Below are 17634 nucleotides of genomic sequence, written 5' to 3'. Positions count from 1 at the left end.
TGACGGGCCGGACGGGCCATGTCACCATGGCGCGCCGCGTCGGCTCCTCGCATCCGATGCCGCCAGGCAGCGCCGGGTCCGTCCCGGCTGCCATCCTGGCAGATAAGCTCTTAGAACGGCTGGGGCGTGGGCTCCAGGTCCTTCGTCTCGACGATGCCGTTCTCGTCCGAGAACGCCTTGTAGATCGTCTTGATGGCGAGCTCGAAGTCCTTCTCCTCGACGCCGACGATGATGTTGATCTCGTCGCAGCCCTGCGTGATCATGCGCACGCTCACGCCCGCCTGGCCGAGCATGCCGAACAGGTGGCCAGCCACACCGGCGCGGCCGTGCAGGTTGCGGCCCACCGTGGCGATGAGCGCGAGGTCCTCCACGACCTCGATCTCCAGCGGCTGGACCTCCTCCTGGATGTCGGCGATGATCGAGTAGAGCGAATCGTGCACGTCGTCGGCCTGCACGACGGCGGCGAACTGGTCGACGCCGGTGGGCATGTGCTCGACGCTCACGTTGTAGCGCTCGAACACCGACAGAGCGCGGCGCATGAAGCCGATGCGGCTCGTGGTGCGGTCGCGGGCGACGTTGATGGCCAGAAAGCCCCGCTTGCCGGACACGCCGGTGATGATGGGCTCGCTCTCGCCCTCCTTGGCGTGCTCGGAGATGATCGTGCCGGGGTCTGCCGGCGCGTTCGTGTTCTTGATGACGAGCGGGATCCCCGCCTCGCGTACCGGGAAGATGGCCTCCTCGTGCAGGACGGAGGCGCCCATGTAGGACAGCTCGCGCAGCTCCTCGTAGGTGATGCGCGCGATGGGCTGGGCGTCGGGCACGATGCGCGGGTCGGCGGAGTAGAAGCCCGACACGTCCGTCCAGTTCTCATACAGGTCGGCGCCGAGGCACTTCGCGAGAATCGAGCCGGAGATGTCGCCGCCGCCGCGATCGAGCAGGCAGATGCGCCCCTCGCGCGTGGCGCCGTAGAAGCCGGGCATGACGAAGCCGCCGCGCGGCGCGCGCTCGTCAAGCAGCTCGGCGGTGCGCGTCATGGACAGCGTGCCGTCGTGATGGAAGGCGACGACGTCGGCGGCATCCAGAAACGGCAGGCCCAGATACTCGGCCATGAGGCGCGCGGTGAAGTACTCGCCGCGGCTGACGAGCTCCTCGGTGGAGAAGCCACCCGAGCGGGCCTTGTCGCAAAACGCGTCCATCTCCTCGCGGATGGGATAGGAAAGACCGAGTTCATCGGCGATGTCGACATAGCGCTGCACGATGTCGTCGAGCAGATCGTCGCACGACACGCTGTACTTCACGTGCGCGCCCACCAGATACAACAGGTCGGTGACCTTGGCGTCGCCGCTGCGGCGGCGCCCGCAGGCGGAGACCACGACGAACCGGCGCGCGGGATCGGCGTCGACGATCCCCTTGATCTTCCTGAAGTGCTCGGCATCCGCGACGGAGGAACCGCCGAACTTGGCTACTTTGATCATGTGCTTCCCGAAAACCTTCCCTTGAGTATGCAAACGCGCGCCGCAGCGGATATCCCCGCCCTCGGCGCGCAATCAGCAGATAGCAGGTGTCACTTTAGTACGTGCAAGTGTACTAGAGCACCCCTCGCGTTATGCACCGGCAGACGAAAACGGCAGGTTTTGTTTCCAAACTGAAAACGTCTCGTGTTCGAGCGAGGAAGCATGCGGCGGGCGGGAGCGCGGCGCGCAGGCACTCTGCTACGATAGAGCACGATTGACCAATTTCTTGTTGACGAGGAGTTTTTCGATGGCCCAGTATCACAGCACGCGCGCGCTTGCGCCCACCTACACGGCCAAGCAGGCGATTCGCCGCGGTATCGCCGCCGACGGCGGCCTGTTCGTCTCCGACGAGCTGGGGGACACCGCCATCGACATCGAGACGCTTGCCGACAAGGACTATTTCGAGCTCGCCCGCGAGGTGCTGGGGGCGCTTTTGCCCGATTACACCGCCGACGAGATCGCCGCATGCGTGGAGGAGGCCTATCGGGGCACCTTCGCCTCCGACGAGGTCACGCCGCTCGTCCCCCTGAAGCAGGCTCCGGGCGCCGACGGCGTGCCCGCCTACGTGCTCGAGCTGTTCGGCGGCCCCACGAGCGCCTTCAAGGACGTCGCACTGCAGATGCTCCCCCGCCTCATGGCGCGCACCGGCACGGGCGAGACCGCTGACGAGAAGATCATGATCGTGACCGCCACCTCGGGCGACACGGGCAAGGCGGCGCTCGCCGGCTTCGCCGACGCGCCGGGCTGCGGCATCACGGTGTTCTACCCCGAAGGCAAGGTCAGTCGTGTGCAGGAGCTGCAGATGAGCACGCAGGAGGGCGTGAACGTGGCCGTCTGCGGCGTGCGCGGCAACTTCGACGACGCGCAGAGCGCCGTGAAGCGCATCTTCGCCGATACGGAGCTCGCGAAGCGCCTGGCGGATGCGGGCGTCGTGCTCTCGAGCGCGAACTCCATCAACGTCGGCCGACTCGTGCCGCAGGTCGTCTACTACTTCGCCGCCTACGCGCAGCTGCTGCGCGCCGGCGCCATCCAGGCCGGCGACGCCGTGGAGTTCTGCGTGCCCACCGGCAACTTCGGCGACATCCTCGCCGGCTACTATGCGCGTCGCATGGGCCTGCCGGTGAGCCGCCTCGTCGTGGCGAGCGACAAGAACAACGTCCTGTTCGACTTCCTCACCACCGGCACCTACGACCGCGAGCGCCCCTTCTTCACCACGACCTCGCCGTCCATGGACATCCTCATCTCGTCGAACCTCGAGCGCCTGCTGTACTTTGCCTCGGACGGCGACTGCGAGCTCGTGTCCAGCCTCATGGCGAGCCTCAGCGAGTCGGGCTCCTACACGGTCCCCGCCGACGTGCTCGCCCGCATCCAGGAGGTCTTCGGCTGCGGCTGGGCCGACGAGGACCAGGTGGCAGCGGCCATCAAGAGCTGCTGGGACGCGAACGGCTACGTGATCGACCCGCACACCGCCTGCGGCTACCACGTGCTCCAGGAGCTGCCGGCGGCCCCGAACACCGCCGCGCGCGTGCTGCTGTCCACGGCGAGCCCCTACAAGTTCCCCCGCGCCGTCGCCGGTGCGCTCGGCCTGTTCTGCCCGCCGGATGACTTCGCCTGCATGAAGGTGCTGGAGAAGGCCACGGGCACGACCGCCCCCGCACAGCTCGCGAACCTGCAGGGCAAGCCCGTCCTGCACACCGATGTCGTCGACATCGACGGCATGTCCGCCTACGTGGAGCGCGCCGCAAAAAGCCTCTAGCCTGAAGCCGCGCGGCGCACGGCCGTCCGAGAGGAGTCCCTCATGATCAAGATCACCGTTCCCGCCACCAGCGCGAACCTGGGTATCGGCTACGACACGCTCGGCATGGCCGTGAGCCTCTACTCCCACTTCACCTTTGAGCGCGCCGATGAGCTCACCATCACCGGCTGCCCCGAGGAGTTCCGCAACGAGGACAACCTCGTGTACGTCTCCTTCGTCGACGCCCTGCGCGAATGGGGCGAAGAGCCCTTCCCGGTGGCCATTGACATCCAGACGGACGTCCCCGTCGCGCGCGGCCTGGGCTCCAGCTCCACCTGCGTCGTCGCCGGCATCATGGCCGCCGCGGCCCTCACCGGCCACATGGTCGACCGCGCCGAGCTCGTCCGCATCGCCACCGCAGTGGAGGGGCACCCCGACAACGTTGCCCCCGCCATCCTGGGTGGCGCCGTCTGCTCCTTCACGCCCGAGGGCGGCCTGCCGCGCTGCCTGCGCTACGAGGTCTCCGACCGTTTGCGCTTCATCACCGTCATCCCGCCCTACGAGGTGCACACGAGTGCGGCGCGCAAGGTCGTACCCCAGGAGGTGCCGCTGTCGACCGCCGTCTGGCAGATGGGTCGCATCGCGGGCATGACGCGCGGCCTGGAGACCGGCGACACAGACCTGATCGCCGCCGCCAACGACGACCGCCTGCAGGAGCCCTACCGCCGCCCGCTCATCCCCGACTACGAGGACATCCGCCGCGTGTGCCTCGACGGCGGTGCCAAGACGCTGTGGATCTCCGGCTCGGGCTCCACCCTCATGGCGGTGACGGACGACACCATCGTGGCGAAGTTCCTCCAGGTCCGCCTGCAGGAGCGCTTCCCCGGCTGCGACACGCATATCCTCACCTGCGACACCGAGGGTGCCCAGATCGAGTACCTGTAAGGCGGCATGCTCCGATGTGGGGCCGCGATGCCCTCCCGGACGTCCTCGCCGCTGCGCGGCTGCGGAATGTCCGGGAGGGCATCGCGGCCCCACAGCGACAACTCCGCTTCTAGGATGCTGCGGGAGAACAGCGCACACCCGGTTTTGGGCGCTATCATACTCAGCAACGGTATCGCACAACAAAAAGGAGCTATCCGTGGCCCGTACCGATACGCCCGAGAAGACGCCGCTTTCGCTTCCCGTCACCATCATCTGCCTCGTGTTCGCGCTCTCACCCGCTATCGCGCTCGCAGTCATGTGGGGATCTCTGCCCGAGGTCATCCCTGCCCACTGGGGCGAGGCGGGTATCGACCGCTGGGGAACCAAGATGGAGATGGTCGTCGTTCCCGTCGTCGGGTTCATCCTGAGCGGTCTTCTGCTCTTCGGCGCCCGGCGCGCGCATGCGGACGACTACGTGTCGTTTCTGAGCGGCGAGCTCTCCGAGCGCACCGTCATGGTCGTCTCGAGCATCGCCACCTCGCTCATCGCGCTCGGCGGCATCATCGCTTGGATCGCCGGCGCTCTCGACCCCGCGGCTGTGGCAAACCCCGGCGATCCCGCCGCCCTTTCGTGGCAGGTGCTCGGCGTCCCCGCGATCTTCCTCGTCGCCGGTCTCCTCATGGCGATGCGCTCGCTCAATATGCCCGAAAACGACGAGGTCCTCGGCGAGCAGTACCACGCCCAGCGTATCGCGGGCGCGAGCATGGTCATCGCCGGCGTCCTCATGGGTGTGCTGTCGGCGCTCATCCTTCCCGGCACGATGACCCAGGTCGGCCAGGCCGTCATCGCCGCCATCGACATGGCCTTCGTCTTCATCCTGCTGCGCCCCTGGCTCTAAGAAACACCACGCGGGCAGCCATACCAACCAGTACATCATCACCAACTTGCCGAACGTCTCGCTAAGACATCCCCTGAGCGAGACGTTCGGCAAGTTGACGCTCGGTCGTGCCCGCCGCGGAAGCGCTCAGCGGCCCGCGCAGGCAGGCATGGATTTATCAGGGCATTCCCGTTCGACGCATAGAGCTCGGCTACCATAGACCTCGGTAAACGAGGGAAAGGAAGACGGTTATGGCCCCCACCATCGGCATCATCGGCGCGCTCGACAAGGAAGTGCGCCAGATCTACCACGAAATCGAGCATGGCACCGTTGCCGACGAGGCGGGTCTCACCATCATGGGCGGCGAGTACTTCGGGTTCAACCTCGTTGTCACGACCGCCGGCATGGGCACGGTGAACGTCGCCGCCGCCGCGCAACACCTCATCACCCGCTACGGCGCGAACGCCCTCATTTTCTCCGGCATCGCCGGCGGCCTCAACCCGGCGCTTCATATCGGCGACGTCGTCATCGGCGAGCGCCTGCGCTACATCGATACCGACACCGCGCTCATCGCCGAGTCGACCCCGCACCTCGAGGAGTTCACCTCCTCCGATTTCCTCGTCGACCTCGCCGAGCAGACCCTGATCGCCCACGGCTTCGTCGACGCCACCCTGCCCGCCGACCAGGTCGCCCCGGGCACCGAGGTGCGCCGCGTCGCCGACGCCAGCCCGTACCGCCGCAACAACGCCGACGCCGAACCGCCCCGCTACCTGCGCGGCACCATCGCCACGGGCGACCGCTTCATCACCGGCTCGGAGCTGCGCTGCGCCGTCATCGCCGCCACGCAGGCCGATTGCGCCGAGATGGAGGGCGCGGCTGTCGCGCACATCGCCGCCAAGAACCGCATCGACTGCCTCGTGCTGCGCGCCATCTCAGACAACTGCGACGAGGCCTACGACGCCTTCTGCGAGCGTGAGTTCGACCTCGACGAGTACGCGCGCAACGCGAGCGCCCTCACCCTGTCCATCATCCGCCGTCTGTCGGCGAAGCTCGGCCTCATGGAGCACAGCCCCTACGCCGAGTAGGTGCCCGCGCCCCACCTGCGGCCATCTTTTGACCGAGAGGAGACATCCATGGCAGACGCCATCAACTACCGTTCCGCGAAGTTCGTCGCCAGCTACGGCAAGGCATCGCAGATCCCGCCCTCGACCTGCCCCGAGGTCTGCTTCGTGGGCCGCTCGAACGTGGGCAAGTCGTCCATCATGAACAAGATCTTCGAGCGCAAGAACCTCGTGAAGGTGTCGAGCACGCCCGGCAAGACGAGCAACGTCAACTTCTTCATCGCCGACGACATCCACTTCGTCGACCTGCCCGGCTACGGCTTCGCGCAGCGCTCCAAATCCGAGCGCGAGCGCTGGGCCGACCTCATCTTCGATTTCCTCGACATGGACCGCAGCTTCAACCTCGTGGTCTCGCTCGTGGACATCCGCCACGACCCGAGCAAGCTCGACCACCAGATGATCGAGTTTTTGCAGGAGGGCGGGTTCCCCTTCGTCGTCGCCCTCACCAAGGCCGACAAGCTCTCCCGCAGCCAGCAGGGTCGCCAGCTCGCCACCATCCGCAAGCAGCTGAACGTCCCGGCAGAAGACATCATCGTCACCTCCTCGCAGACCGGCCAGGGCATCGACGAGCTCAAGCGCCGCATCGAGGCCGCCTGCCTCGATGACGAGGACGACGAGACCCCCGAGGGCGCCGAGGAGTAGCGCCTGCCAGCAACAACCCCCGCAGCCGTGTGGATGAAAAAGGCGGCCCGCATGGGGCCGCCCGGACTAATCGAGCTCCTTCAATCCCTGGTAGAGCTGCCAGTACTCGCCGTGCAGCGCGAGCAGCTGCTCGTGGGTGCCGCGTTCGATGATCTTGCCGTGCTCGAGCACCATGATGGCGTCGGCGTTGCGCACGGTCGACAGGCGATGCGCGATCATGAACGTCGTGCGCCCCTCCATGATGCGGTCCATTCCGCGCTCGATGAGCTTCTCGGTACGCGTATCGATGCTCGAGGTCGCCTCGTCCAGGATGAGGACCGGCGGGTCGGCCACGGCCACGCGCGCGATGGCGAGCAGCTGCCGCTGGCCCTGCGAGAGGTTCGCGCCGTCGGATGTCACCATCGTGTCGTAGCCTTCCGGCAGGCGCCTGATGAACGAGTCGGCACAGGCCGCCTCAGCCGCCGCGCGCACCTCCTCATCGGTAGCGTCGAGCTTGCCGAAGCGGATGTTGTCCGCGATCGTGCCGGTGAACAGGTGCGTATCCTGCAGCACGATGCCGAGCGAGCGGCGCAGGTCGCTCTTGGCGATGTTGCGCACGTCGATGCCGTCGTAGGTGATCTCGCCGCCGTCGATCTCGTAGAAGCGGTTGATGAGGTTCGTGATGGTCGTCTTGCCCGCGCCCGTCGATCCCACGAAGGCGATCTTCTGGCCCGGTTTGGCGAACAGGTTGAGGTTCTCCAGCACGAGATGTCCCGGCACGTAGCCGAAGTCGACGTCGTGGAAGCGCACGTCGCCGCGCAGCGGGATGCGCCCGCAGGCGAGCATCGTGCCGTCCGCGCCGCGCACCGTCTCGGTCGCACAGGCACCCGACGCGCGTGCGGGCACGTCCTCGCCGCCGCGCACCGCCTCGCTGCATGCGGAGGCGTCCTGGGCGACCAGCTTGCCATAGGCGCCGATTCCCATGCCGTCGGGCACCTTCCAAGCCCAGCTGCGCTCGCCGGTCCGCTCGAGCGTCACCGTGCCCGCATCCACCTCGGGCTCGAGCTCCATGGCGCCGAAGAGGCGCTCCGCGCCCGCCAGGGCGTTCAGCAGGAAGTTCCCGAGCTGCGTGAACTGGTTGATGGGCATGGCCGCCTGACGGACGAACACCACGTAGCTCGCCAGCGCGCCCACGTCGACCATCCCGTTGATGGCGAGCAACGCCCCCACGACCGCCACGATCGCGTAGTTCGCATACCCGATGCACACGGTCGCCGGCACCATCGTGGCCGCATAGGCCTGCGCCGAGGTGCCCGCGGCGCGCAGCTCGTCGTTGCGCTCGAAGAACTCGGCGACGTTGGCCGCCTCGTGGTTGAACACCTTCACGACCTTCTGACCGGACACCATCTCCTCCACGTAGCCGTCGAGCGCGCCGAGCGCGTTTTGCTGCTTCGCGAAGAAGCGGCCGCTGCGGCTGCCGGAGTACTTGATGTAGAGGGCGATGATGAGATCGCACGCCACGGTGATGAGCGTGAGCTGCCAGTTCAGGATGAAAAGCACCACCATCGTGCCCACCATCTGGATGGATGCTTGGATGAGGTTCGCGAAGCTGTTGTTGAGCGCCTCGGCCACGGTATCCACATCGTTGGTGAAAAAGCTCATGACGTCGCCGGTGCGCGTGCGGTCGAAATACGACAGCGGCAGGCGCTGGATGTGCGAGAACAGGTCGCGACGGATGTCGTAGACCACCTTCTGGGCGGCGCGCACCATCGTCTGGGTGTAGCCGAGCGCGCTCAGAACGCCAAGGGCGTAGACGCCGGCCGTGAAGGCGCAGAGCGCAGGCAGCTGCTCGGCGTGCCCCTGCTCGAGGGCGTTCACCACCGGGCGCACCATGTAGGTGCCCACGAGGTTCGCAACCGCGGAGATGGACACGAGGACGGCCACCACCGCCAGCGAAATCTTCGCATGCCCCATGTAGGCGAGCAGGCGCGCCAGGGTGTGGCGCAGGTTCTTCGGGCGCGCACGCGCCGTCGTCTTAGCGGCCATCGCGCTCACCTCCCTTCCCGGCAGGTGCACCCAAGGCGCCACCGGCTGCCGTCGCCTCCTGGGCCCGCTCCATCTGCGATGCGTAGATCTCCTGGTAGATGCTGTCACCTGCCAGCAGCTCGTCATGCGTGCCGAGGGCGTGGATGCGCCCGTCGTCCAGCACGACGATCAGGTCGGCGTCCATGACGGAGGTGATGCGCTGGGCGATGATGAGGCAGGTCACGTCCACCAAGGTGGTGAGGTTCGCGCGGATCTTCGCGTCGGTCGCCATGTCGACTGCGCTCGTGGAGTCGTCGAAGATCATGATGCGGGGATGCTTGAGCAGCGTGCGCGCGATGCACAGGCGCTGCTTTTGGCCGCCGGACACGCCGGCGCCGCCCTGGCCGAGCTCGCCGTCGAGCCCGCCGATGCGGTCCAAGAACTCGTCGGCGCATGCGAGCTTGCAGGCGGCGAGCAGCTCCTCATCGGTCGCGTCGGGATTTCCCCACTTCAGGTTCTCGCGGATGGTACCGGAGAACAGCACGTTGTTCTGGAGCACGATGCCCACGGCGTCGCGCAGCGCCGCCACGTCGTAGGAGCGCACGTCGGCACCGCCCACGAGCACGCTGCCCGCGCTCGGGTCGTACAGGCGGCAGATGAGCTGCACGAGCGAGCTTTTGCCCGAACCCGTGCCGCCCAGGATGCCCACCGTCGAGCCCGCGGGAATGAAGAGGTCGACGCCCTCGAGCACGTTGGCCGCGGCGTCCGCGCGGTACTTGAAGTCCACCTGGCGAAACTCGATCGAGCCGTCCGGCACCTCGCGAAGGGCCTCCTCCGGCGCGGGCAGCGCGAGCTCCGGCTCCTCGTCGAGCACCTCGCCCACGCGACGCACGCTCGTGAGCGCGCGCGTGAGCAGCAGAAACACGTTCGAGATCATCATGAGCGAGTTCATGATCTGCAGCACATAGCTCATGAAGCTCGTGAGCTCGCCCACGGTGAGGCGCCCGGCGATGATCATGTTGCCGCCGATCCACAGCACGAGCGTGGCGGTGGTGTACATGGACAGCTGGTGCACGGGCAGGTTCAGCACGGCGGTGGAGAACGTGCGCGTCGAGCGGCCGGCGAGCGCGCCGTTCACGCGGGCGAACACGTTGCGCTCGTGGTCCTCGCGCACATAGGCCTTCACGGCGCGCATGGCGGTGAGATCCTCCTGCACCGCGCCGTTCAGGTCATCCATCGACTCCTGCAGCGTGCGATAGAGCGGCAGCACGCGCCAGGTAATCAGGCCGAGCGCGATGCCGAGCGCCGGCAGGACGACGAAGAACACGCCCGCGAGCTCCATATTCATGCTGCAGGCGTAGAAAAGGCCCATGAGCAGGATCACCGGACCGCGCACCATGGGGCGAAAACCGCTTGAGATGGCGTTCTGGATGACCGTGATGTCGGTCGTCAGGCGCGTGACGAGCGATGACGTCTGGTAGCGGTCGATGTTGCCGAACGCGAACGTCTGGATCTTCTCGTACTCCGCCTGGCGCAGGTTGGCGCCGAGCCCCATGGCGACGCGCGCCGCGAAGCGCGCATAGGCCAGGCCGAGGCCGAGCGACGCGAGGGCGCACACGAGCATGAGGGCACCTTGGCTGAAGATAATCCGGAAGTCCCGCTGGACGATGCCCTCGTCGATGATACGGGCCATGAGCAGCGGGATGATAAGCTCGATGGAGGTCTCGAGCGCAACCGCGATGGCGCCGAGCACGGCGTCGCGCCGATACGAGCCCAAATACGAAAGCAGTCGCTTGAGGTCACTCATCGCGCACCTCTTCCGATTCGCTGTCCTGCGCGAGATGCGCCCGCATGTTCGCCTGTACGCGATCGAGCAAATCATGGAGCTGCGCGCGCTCGGCGTCGGAAAGACCTGCGAGCATGACCTCGTCGGTGCCGGCGCAGACGCGGTCCCATGCGCGCACGGTCTCCTCGCCCTTCTGGGTGAGCTCAACGGTGCGACGGCGGCGATCTTCTCCGGGAACGATACGCACGAAGCCCGCGCGGCACAGCGCATCCATCATCCGCGAGACGGCAGCCGGGTCGACGGAGAAATACCGTGCCAGGTCACGCTGGCTGCTTCTGCCGTGCACGGCAAGGTAGGACAACATGCGCGGCTGACCTGGCCCCAGCCCCAAAGCGGGCAGGTGCGGATGGTTGCAGCCCCTCATGAGATGAAACATCATGCTGACCTGCATGTGGAAATCCGTGAGCGAAAACCCGAACGGAAGCTCTTCCATAGCGACTCCTTGATATATCAATGATTGACATATCAAGTATAGCGAGGTTTCCGCCTTCGTGAACGTACCCGAGGGGTTTTCTATATGCGGGGCGGGCAGTCGCGATGGCTGCCCGCCCGAGGTTTAAGCGTATATGGAAGTAAGGTTAGTCGTCGTCGCGATCGTCCCAGTCAGCGTGATCATCATCGCGATCGTCGACGCCGTCGTCCCAGTCGTCGTCATGATCGTCATCACGATCGTCGTGGTCATCCCAATCGTCGCGATCGTCAGCGTCATCGGCCCAGTCGTCGGCGTCGTCATCGTCATCCCACAGCTCGCGGTCGTCCCAATCGTCGTTGCGCTCGAAATCGGCCTCGAGCACCTTGCCGGTGCGCGCGTCGACCTCGTAGTCGTACTCAACGCCACCTGCCACGAACTCAAGCTCGTACACTCCGTCATCGAGCTCATACTCATGATCGTTGAACCTTGCGGTCGCAGGGTCGATGCCAAGTTGCCCAAGCACGATCTCCTTGGCGGCGTCGATGCCGATGAGGCCGGCGTCGTCCAGCCTGTCGGTGCCCACCGCATAGGCGCCCGAGCCAAGGCCGCACTCCCCTGCCGTGACCTTAACGCTCTCGGCAATGCGCTCCATAAAGTCATCGCTCGGATACGTTGAGCCCTCGGCAACCTTCAGGACGATGTTCTTTTCACGCCCGCCAACGCCGCCGGCGAAGTACCCGTCCGCATCGATCTCGCGGACGAGTTCGCTCATGACCTCGTCGGCAGGACGGCCACGGTAGTCGTCGTAGTCGGCAAGAACGCTCCGACCATCATCGTTGGCGCCCTCGAGCTCCACGACGTTGCCTTCACCGTCGTAGGAGAGCTCGATCTCGGGGTTCACGCTCATCAGCACATAGCCCGCCACCTCGGACGCCGCTTCGCTCGGGACGCTCACAGCGGCCGTCGTCTGTCCGGTACCGCCGCACCCACTCAGCGCCGCCGCCAACACCATGCTCATACCCAAACCAGCAACCAGAGCCTTCCTGTTCATGCGCTTCATCGTTTGCCTCCTTTGTATGTGCGGTTATCTTTGAACCGATTTACCTTGCAGTGTTAGGGTGCGGATGGGCATGGTATAAAACCGGGGTCGGAGCAAAAACTTTTTTGAGAAAAGTTGGGAACCGTCCAGCGAGTAGCGTTTTTGCTGGTCACAGCCGAAAGGGAACGCAGAGCTCAGGCAGGAACGGCCCGATTTGCATGCGCTCAGTCATCGTCATCAGCATCGTCGTCGTAGTCGTCGCCATCGTCGTCATCGTCTTCATAGTCGTCGTCATCGCCATCATCATCGTCCTCCAAAGCCGGAACACCCGGGTCTGCCGGGACTTCTGGCACCGGAAGGACATCTGCGGTGGAAGTCGATGCTGCGGCAGGCTGGCTCCCACTGCCCGCTGCATCCCCCGCAGGCACGTCCTGCTCCGCCGGAACCGCGCGTTCGCTTTCCTCCGGCGCTTCTTGCGCTTCCGCAGCGCGGGCAGCATCCTGCGCCGTGATGACAATCACCTCGCCGCCCATGTATTTCTCGAGCTCACCGACGATGCGCCCCTCAACCTCCGAGGTCCACGCCTCATCGTCGGAATCGGCATCGATGACAATCGTGTCTCCGGGATCGAGATAGCGCTGTTTGCGGGAACGGTCCGCAAGATCATTGGTCACCGTCTCGATATCCTTGCCGTACGCTTGGTACCCCTCGATGAGCTCGACACCGTCATCGTTTTCACCCTCGATGCCCACCACGCGGTCGAAGCGGTTGACGTCCATGCGCACTTCGGGGTTGATGCGCATGCGGACGGCACCGATGGGCGTCTGCCAAAACGCAAAGCCGCCAACCGCCACCGCGATAAGGCACGCAGCGGCCGCAAACCAGCGCACGAGTCGACCGGGCCGCTTGTGCGCGGGTGCATCGTCAACAACAGACAGATGGTCCGCGGCGTCGCACAGATACACCTCGTCCAAAACGTCGCCCACGGCATAACCCAAGTTGGGCACCGTGTAGAAGCGCCCCTCCTGGTCGAGCACGACCGCAAAACTCGTCGCGCATTCCATCACCAAATACTTCATCGCGCATCGACCCCCTGATGTGCATCGAGTCTGCAGAGGTGGCCACGGATGATTTCGAACCCGTTCGTATACGCCAGCAGCAACGCGACCAGATACTTGCGGTGGCGTTCAAGCGTTTTGCGCTCCACGCCGCTGCCTTCCGCCAAGTCGGAGATCGGGAGCTTTCCGGTCCGCTCCAGCCGGTCGAGCATGTCGCGGTGCTCGCGTGCATACGTCAAGGCGCGACGGCACGCGTCGAGCGTCCGCTCCTGCTTGGGGCAATTCTCGGCGACATCGGTGAGCTTGACTTCGAACGACGCGAGCATGCGCGTGAACTCCTCGATTTCGGTCCGGGTGGCAGCGCGCGTGTGGCGCTCGCCGATTTCGTCATGCCCGGAATCCACCTGGTCGAGCAGCGTCTTGTTCTCGTCGCCATCCTGCTCAAACTGAGGCGCGTCCAACGACACCACGCGGGTGTGGCGCGCCTCGCGCCGCCGATAGTCGATCAGCCGGTTGCGTATCATGCGCGCCGCCAGGGTCAAAAACGCACCGCGCTGCCGGTCGTACACCTGCGTTGCCTCATGAAATGCGAACATGGCGATGCCCAACTCGTCATCGACGCCCGCAACGGGCCGTCGCGCCATGAACTTGGCGGTCTCCGACGTTATGAACGGCAGGTAGTCGCGCACGAGCTCGTCGGCTTTGTGTGCGTCTCCCTTGACGGCGCACACCCGCGCGCCGATGTCTTTGCTCAATCCCATGGCCTTCCTCTCTGCCATTAGGATGCGCAGGGACATCCGGCAGTTTCGGGGTCGAGGACCAAAAAGGTACAGACCTACAGGCTATAGGGGATCAATCGGCTCATCGGTAAACGTACGAGCAGGGTTATGTAAGGCGCCCGTAAGGTAAAAAACCTCTCGGGCAATTTCACATGCTGGGGCTATTCCACGCGGCCGGTGGCGAGGATGTGTTCGAGGGCCTCTTCGTCAAGCACGGGCACACCCAGGCTTTCGGCCTTGGTGAGCTTGGAGCCCGCCTTGGGGCCTGCCACCACGTAGCTTGTCTTTTTGGACACCGAGCCGGTCACCTTCGCACCGAGCGCCTTCAGGGCGGCACCCGCCTCGTCACGCGTGCGGTTCACGAGCGTGCCGGTCAGCACGAAGGTGAGGCCGGCGAGCGGCTGCGCCTCCGCAAGATCGGCCGCCACCCCGGTCTCTGCCGCGGCGCGCTCGGCGGCGCCGGAGAGGTCCTCCTCGAGCGAGAGGCCCGCCGCGCGCAGGCGGTCGAGCACCGCCAGGTTCTCCGGCACGGACAGGAACTGCTTCACGCTCTCGGCGATCTTGGGACCGATGCCGTCGATGGCAGCGATGTCCTCTTCGTTGGCCGTGACCAGCGCATCGACCGTCAGGAAACGCTGCGCGATAAGCTCGCCCACCGACTTGCCCACATGGCGGATGCCGAGCGCGAACAGCACGCGCCCGAGCGGCTGCGCCTTCGACTTCGTGAGCTCGTCGACGACCTTCGTGGCGATGGTCGTGCCGACGGGGATGGGGTCGCCCGCGCGCACGCCGCGGCGCTTGTCGTCCTTCAGGTAGGTGCGGCCCGTGTCGAGCGCAGCGATCTGGTCGACCGTGAGGCTGTAGAAATCGGCCACATCGTGCAGAAGCCCCGCCTCGATCATCTTGTCCACGAGCTCCTCGCCCACGCCGTCGACGTCCATGCATCCGCGGCTCACCCAATGAAGCAGGCGCTCCTTCAGCTGCGCCGGGCAGTCGATGGACACGCAGCGGTAGGCGACCTCGCCGTCCTCGTGCACCACCGGCGCGCCGCAGGCCGGGCAGGTTGCAGGCATGCGCCAAGGTTCCGCCCCCTCGGGGCGCTTCTCCAAAACAGGCCCCACGACCTCGGGAATCACGTCGCCCGCCTTGTGGACGATGATGGTGTCGCCCTCGCGCACGTCCTTGCGGTGCACCTCGTCCTCGTTGTGGAGCGTGGCGCGCGCGATGGTGGAGCCGGCCACGGTCACCGGGTCGAACTCCGCCACCGGGGTGAGCACGCCGGTCCTGCCCACTTGGATGCGGATCTCACGCAGCACCGTGGTCTTCTCCTCCGGCGGAAACTTGAAGGCGATGGCCCAGCGCGGTGCGCGCGCCGTGAATCCGAGCTCGTCTTGCTGGTCGAACCGGTCGACCTTCACGACCACACCGTCGATGTCGTAATCGAGGTCGCCGCGGTGCGCAAGCGCGTCGGCGCAGAACGCGTGCACCTCGGCGGGCGTGTTGCAGCGCGCGACGTTAGGGTTCACCGAGAAGCCCGCGTCGCGCAGCCAGGCGAGAAAGTCGTGCTGAGAGTCGACATGGAGCGGCGTCGTGTCGGCTACGGCATACAGGAACGTCGCGAGATCGCGTCGGGCCGTGACCTTCGGATCCTTCTGGCGCAGGCTGCCCGCAGCGGCGTTGCGCGGGTTCGCGAACGGGTCGCGCCCCTCCGCATCCGCCTCCTCATTCAGGCGCACGAAGCTGCCCTTGGGCATGTACACCTCGCCGCGGACCTCGATGGGTTTCTCGCGGTCCGCCCCCATATGGGCGAGGGCAGAGGCGGACAGGTGCATGGGCACATCGCGGATCGTGCGTACGTTGAGCGACACGTCCTCGCCCGTCGTGCCGTCGCCGCGCGTCGCCGCGCGCACGAAGGCGCCGTCCCGGTAGGTGAGCGCCACGCCCAGGCCGTCGATCTTGAGCTCGCAGGTGTAGGTAGCCTGACCTGCGCCCAGGGCGTCTTCGGTACGCTGGAGCCACTCGTCAAGTTCCTCCAGGTTCATGGCGTCATCCATGGAGTACATGCGCGCCATGTGCGTGACGGGGGCGAATTGCTCGGACACGTAGCCGCCCACGCGCTGCGTGTAGGAATCGGGCGTCACGAGGTCCGGATAGGCGGCCTCGATCTGCTGGAGCTCAACCAGCAGCTTGTCGAAGACAGCGTCGGTGATCTCGGGCGCATCGAGCATGTAGTAACGATACGCATGGTAGTCGAGCAGATGACGAAGCTCCGCCGCGCGCTCGGCCGCCGCGTCGTGCTGTTGCGTATCCGACGGCACCTGGTCGCGCTCTTTCGTCCCGTCAAGCGTCCCGTCACCAAAAAGGCTCTGCTGCTCCACCATGGCTCCCCTCCCGATCGGTTTCAATCGGTGTATAGGGTACCATCTCGGCGCGACAGGCTCCGCCGCTCGCATCGGCCGTGCGAAAACCTCCGTCAGACCGTCCTGGTCCAGAAGATCAGAACGATCATCGATCCGCAGACGATGACCAGAAACGCCGTCCACCAAAACGAGAAATAGGGCAGGATCAAGCGGTAGAACACCGTATTGGGCAGCGAGCCGCCAGGGCGTCGGCCTTCGATGAACGAGACGATATCAAGAGCACTCGTCAGGCTGCGGTCGCGCCGGACCTTCTCCGCCCGGAAGGCCCACACGAAATACCATACCATGGCGACGAGACGCAAGACGATCAGCAGGGGCTCAACGCCCCGACGTTCGGCATCTGAAAGCGCTGACAGGGCAAACGAATCGATGAGCGCCTCGACGATGAGGTCCAGGAAGTAGAGCGCACCCGCGCAGATCCACATGATGAGCGTGTGGAGGGCGTCGGCCGTCTCGTTGATCATGCGCTGCGCATCCGCATCGAGCAGCTCGTCAACCGTGACGCCGAAGTAGATCGCAATGAGCTTCAGGCTCTCAACGTCGGGAAGAGTCCTGCCGCATTCCCATCGGCTCACCGCCTGCCTCGGCAATCTGGGCGGCGACCTCCTCGAGCGCGGCGGCGCGGCGCGCGCTCATGACGACCTTGGCGCCCTCCGCAGCAAAGAGCTTGGCAATGGCGGCGCCCACGCCGGAGTTTGCGCCGGTGACAACGGCGACATTGTCTGCGAGACGGTCCATGGCGGTCCTTTCCCGGGTAGGTTGCGGATGCGCACGCGGCGCGTAGCGCAGCGTAACGCGTCATGCCAGCGCGGCGAGCGAGGTTTCGGCGCGGGGCGAGAGCGTATTCGGGGTGTGGACGACGGCGTCAAAGGGGACGACCCCACGGCGAGAAGAACCGTGGGGTCGCATAGGGGACTCACTCGGAGGCATCCGGGGCGTCGTCCGGGACTGAAGCATCGTCCGGGGCCGGATTCGGGGCCTCGCCGGCATCAGCGGACGCCAGGTCGTCGTTATCGGGCGCCGGGCCATTGGGGTCGTCGCCCGGGACGGCCTCGGCGGGGTCGGCCTTGGAGCGCGAGCGGATGACGCCCCCCAGGATAACGGCCGCGCCGCCCAGGACGAGAAGGGCGCCGATGCCCATGAACGCGACGTCGCCGGTTTGGGCGAGCAGGCCCCAGGTGGTTTCCGGCGTGCCGGGCGCACTCGGGCTCTCGGGGGTGCCGGGGCTCTCGGGCTCGTCCGGCTCTTCGGGGCCTTCGGGGT

At 65.9% G+C, this 17634-nt stretch carries 15 protein-coding genes and 1 pseudogene; 5 read left to right on the top strand and 11 right to left on the bottom strand.

What is annotated here, in order from left to right:
• Positions 1-110: 110 nt before the first annotated feature.
• Complete coding sequence (locus H6A21_RS05315) at positions 111-1475, bottom strand: aspartate kinase (RefSeq protein WP_204561055.1); 1365 nt, start codon at positions 1473-1475, stop codon at positions 111-113.
• A 286-nt stretch (positions 1476-1761) separates the two neighbouring features.
• Between H6A21_RS05315 and thrC the strand changes: the two genes are divergently transcribed.
• From thrC to yihA, 5 genes are all read left to right on the top strand, one after another.
• On the top strand, positions 1762-3270 hold the full coding sequence (thrC, locus tag H6A21_RS05310; protein ID WP_204561053.1) for a threonine synthase: 1509 nt from the start codon (positions 1762-1764) through the stop codon (positions 3268-3270).
• A 42-nt stretch (positions 3271-3312) separates the two neighbouring features.
• Positions 3313-4194 (top strand): homoserine kinase, encoded by an 882-nt coding sequence (gene thrB, locus H6A21_RS05305; RefSeq protein WP_204561051.1) that lies wholly within the window; start codon positions 3313-3315, stop codon positions 4192-4194.
• A gap of 196 nt (positions 4195-4390) precedes the next feature.
• Entirely contained in the window at positions 4391-5071 is a 681-nt protein-coding gene (locus H6A21_RS05300; RefSeq protein WP_204561050.1) for a DUF1648 domain-containing protein, read from the top strand.
• 230 nt (positions 5072-5301) lie between these two features.
• Positions 5302-6135 carry a 5'-methylthioadenosine/S-adenosylhomocysteine nucleosidase gene (locus tag H6A21_RS05295; protein ID WP_204561048.1) on the top strand — a complete coding sequence of 278 codons (834 nt, stop codon included), beginning with the start codon at positions 5302-5304 and terminating at the stop codon, positions 6133-6135.
• A 48-nt stretch (positions 6136-6183) separates the two neighbouring features.
• Entirely contained in the window at positions 6184-6813 is a 630-nt protein-coding gene (gene yihA, locus H6A21_RS05290) for a ribosome biogenesis GTP-binding protein YihA/YsxC (RefSeq protein WP_204561046.1), read from the top strand.
• Positions 6814-6879: 66 nt separating this feature from the next.
• Here yihA and H6A21_RS05285 read toward each other — a convergent pair whose 3' ends face one another.
• From H6A21_RS05285 to H6A21_RS05240, 10 genes and pseudogenes are all read right to left on the bottom strand, one after another.
• Positions 6880-8838, bottom strand: a complete 1959-nt coding sequence (locus tag H6A21_RS05285; RefSeq protein WP_204561044.1) for an ABC transporter ATP-binding protein — start codon at positions 8836-8838, stop codon at positions 6880-6882.
• Positions 8828-10624: an ABC transporter ATP-binding protein gene (locus H6A21_RS05280; protein ID WP_204561042.1), complete on the bottom strand. Its 1797-nt coding sequence runs from the start codon at positions 10622-10624 to the stop codon at positions 8828-8830. The genes H6A21_RS05285 and H6A21_RS05280 overlap by 11 nt, the downstream gene beginning before the upstream one ends.
• Positions 10617-11096 carry a MarR family winged helix-turn-helix transcriptional regulator gene (locus tag H6A21_RS05275; protein ID WP_204561040.1) on the bottom strand — a complete coding sequence of 160 codons (480 nt, stop codon included), beginning with the start codon at positions 11094-11096 and terminating at the stop codon, positions 10617-10619. Before H6A21_RS05275 ends, H6A21_RS05280 begins: the two co-directional genes overlap by 8 nt.
• A 145-nt stretch (positions 11097-11241) precedes the next feature.
• Positions 11242-12135, bottom strand: coding sequence for a PepSY domain-containing protein (locus H6A21_RS05270; protein ID WP_204561038.1), 894 nt, complete (start codon positions 12133-12135; stop codon positions 11242-11244).
• 203 nt (positions 12136-12338) lie between these two features.
• Positions 12339-13193, bottom strand: a complete 855-nt coding sequence (locus H6A21_RS05265) for an anti-sigma-I factor RsgI family protein (RefSeq protein ID WP_204561036.1) — start codon at positions 13191-13193, stop codon at positions 12339-12341.
• On the bottom strand, positions 13190-13933 hold the full coding sequence (locus tag H6A21_RS05260) for a sigma factor (RefSeq protein WP_204561028.1): 744 nt from the start codon (positions 13931-13933) through the stop codon (positions 13190-13192). Before H6A21_RS05260 ends, H6A21_RS05265 begins: the two co-directional genes overlap by 4 nt.
• A gap of 179 nt (positions 13934-14112) precedes the next feature.
• Positions 14113-16332: an NAD-dependent DNA ligase LigA gene (ligA, locus tag H6A21_RS05255; protein ID WP_204561026.1), complete on the bottom strand. Its 2220-nt coding sequence runs from the start codon at positions 16330-16332 to the stop codon at positions 14113-14115.
• A gap of 92 nt (positions 16333-16424) precedes the next feature.
• Complete coding sequence (locus tag H6A21_RS05250; RefSeq protein WP_204561024.1) at positions 16425-16946, bottom strand: helix-turn-helix transcriptional regulator; 522 nt, start codon at positions 16944-16946, stop codon at positions 16425-16427.
• Positions 16906-17109 carry an SDR family NAD(P)-dependent oxidoreductase gene (locus H6A21_RS05245; RefSeq protein ID WP_204561022.1) on the bottom strand — a complete coding sequence of 68 codons (204 nt, stop codon included), beginning with the start codon at positions 17107-17109 and terminating at the stop codon, positions 16906-16908. Before H6A21_RS05245 ends, H6A21_RS05250 begins: the two co-directional genes overlap by 41 nt.
• 178 nt (positions 17110-17287) lie before the next feature.
• Positions 17288-17634 (bottom strand): annotated as a pseudogene (locus H6A21_RS05240) (hypothetical protein); the annotation flags it as partial.

This window comes from Collinsella tanakaei, from assembly GCF_016902615.1.
In the GTDB taxonomy this organism is placed as follows: Bacteria; Actinomycetota; Coriobacteriia; order Coriobacteriales; family Coriobacteriaceae; genus Collinsella; species Collinsella tanakaei_A.
This window is presented reverse-complemented; position numbering and strand designations above follow the sequence as displayed.

Excerpts from the sequence above, each read along its gene's own strand:
- H6A21_RS05285 (WP_204561044.1), bottom strand. The coding sequence starts at position 8,838 with ATGGCCGCTAAGACGACGGCGCGTGCGCGCCCGAAGAACCTGCGCCAC.
- yihA (WP_204561046.1), top strand. The coding sequence starts at position 6,184 with ATGGCAGACGCCATCAACTACCGTTCCGCGAAGTTCGTCGCCAGCTAC.
- H6A21_RS05270 (WP_204561038.1), bottom strand. The coding sequence starts at position 12,135 with ATGAAGCGCATGAACAGGAAGGCTCTGGTTGCTGGTTTGGGTATGAGC.
- H6A21_RS05275 (WP_204561040.1), bottom strand. The coding sequence starts at position 11,096 with ATGGAAGAGCTTCCGTTCGGGTTTTCGCTCACGGATTTCCACATGCAG.
- H6A21_RS05265 (WP_204561036.1), bottom strand. The coding sequence starts at position 13,193 with ATGAAGTATTTGGTGATGGAATGCGCGACGAGTTTTGCGGTCGTGCTC.
- H6A21_RS05315 (WP_204561055.1), bottom strand. The coding sequence starts at position 1,475 with ATGATCAAAGTAGCCAAGTTCGGCGGTTCCTCCGTCGCGGATGCCGAG.
- thrC (WP_204561053.1), top strand. The coding sequence starts at position 1,762 with ATGGCCCAGTATCACAGCACGCGCGCGCTTGCGCCCACCTACACGGCC.
- H6A21_RS05280 (WP_204561042.1), bottom strand. The coding sequence starts at position 10,624 with ATGAGTGACCTCAAGCGACTGCTTTCGTATTTGGGCTCGTATCGGCGC.
- thrB (WP_204561051.1), top strand. The coding sequence starts at position 3,313 with ATGATCAAGATCACCGTTCCCGCCACCAGCGCGAACCTGGGTATCGGC.
- H6A21_RS05295 (WP_204561048.1), top strand. The coding sequence starts at position 5,302 with ATGGCCCCCACCATCGGCATCATCGGCGCGCTCGACAAGGAAGTGCGC.
- H6A21_RS05245 (WP_204561022.1), bottom strand. The coding sequence starts at position 17,109 with ATGGACCGTCTCGCAGACAATGTCGCCGTTGTCACCGGCGCAAACTCC.
- ligA (WP_204561026.1), bottom strand. The coding sequence starts at position 16,332 with ATGGTGGAGCAGCAGAGCCTTTTTGGTGACGGGACGCTTGACGGGACG.
- H6A21_RS05260 (WP_204561028.1), bottom strand. The coding sequence starts at position 13,933 with ATGGGATTGAGCAAAGACATCGGCGCGCGGGTGTGCGCCGTCAAGGGA.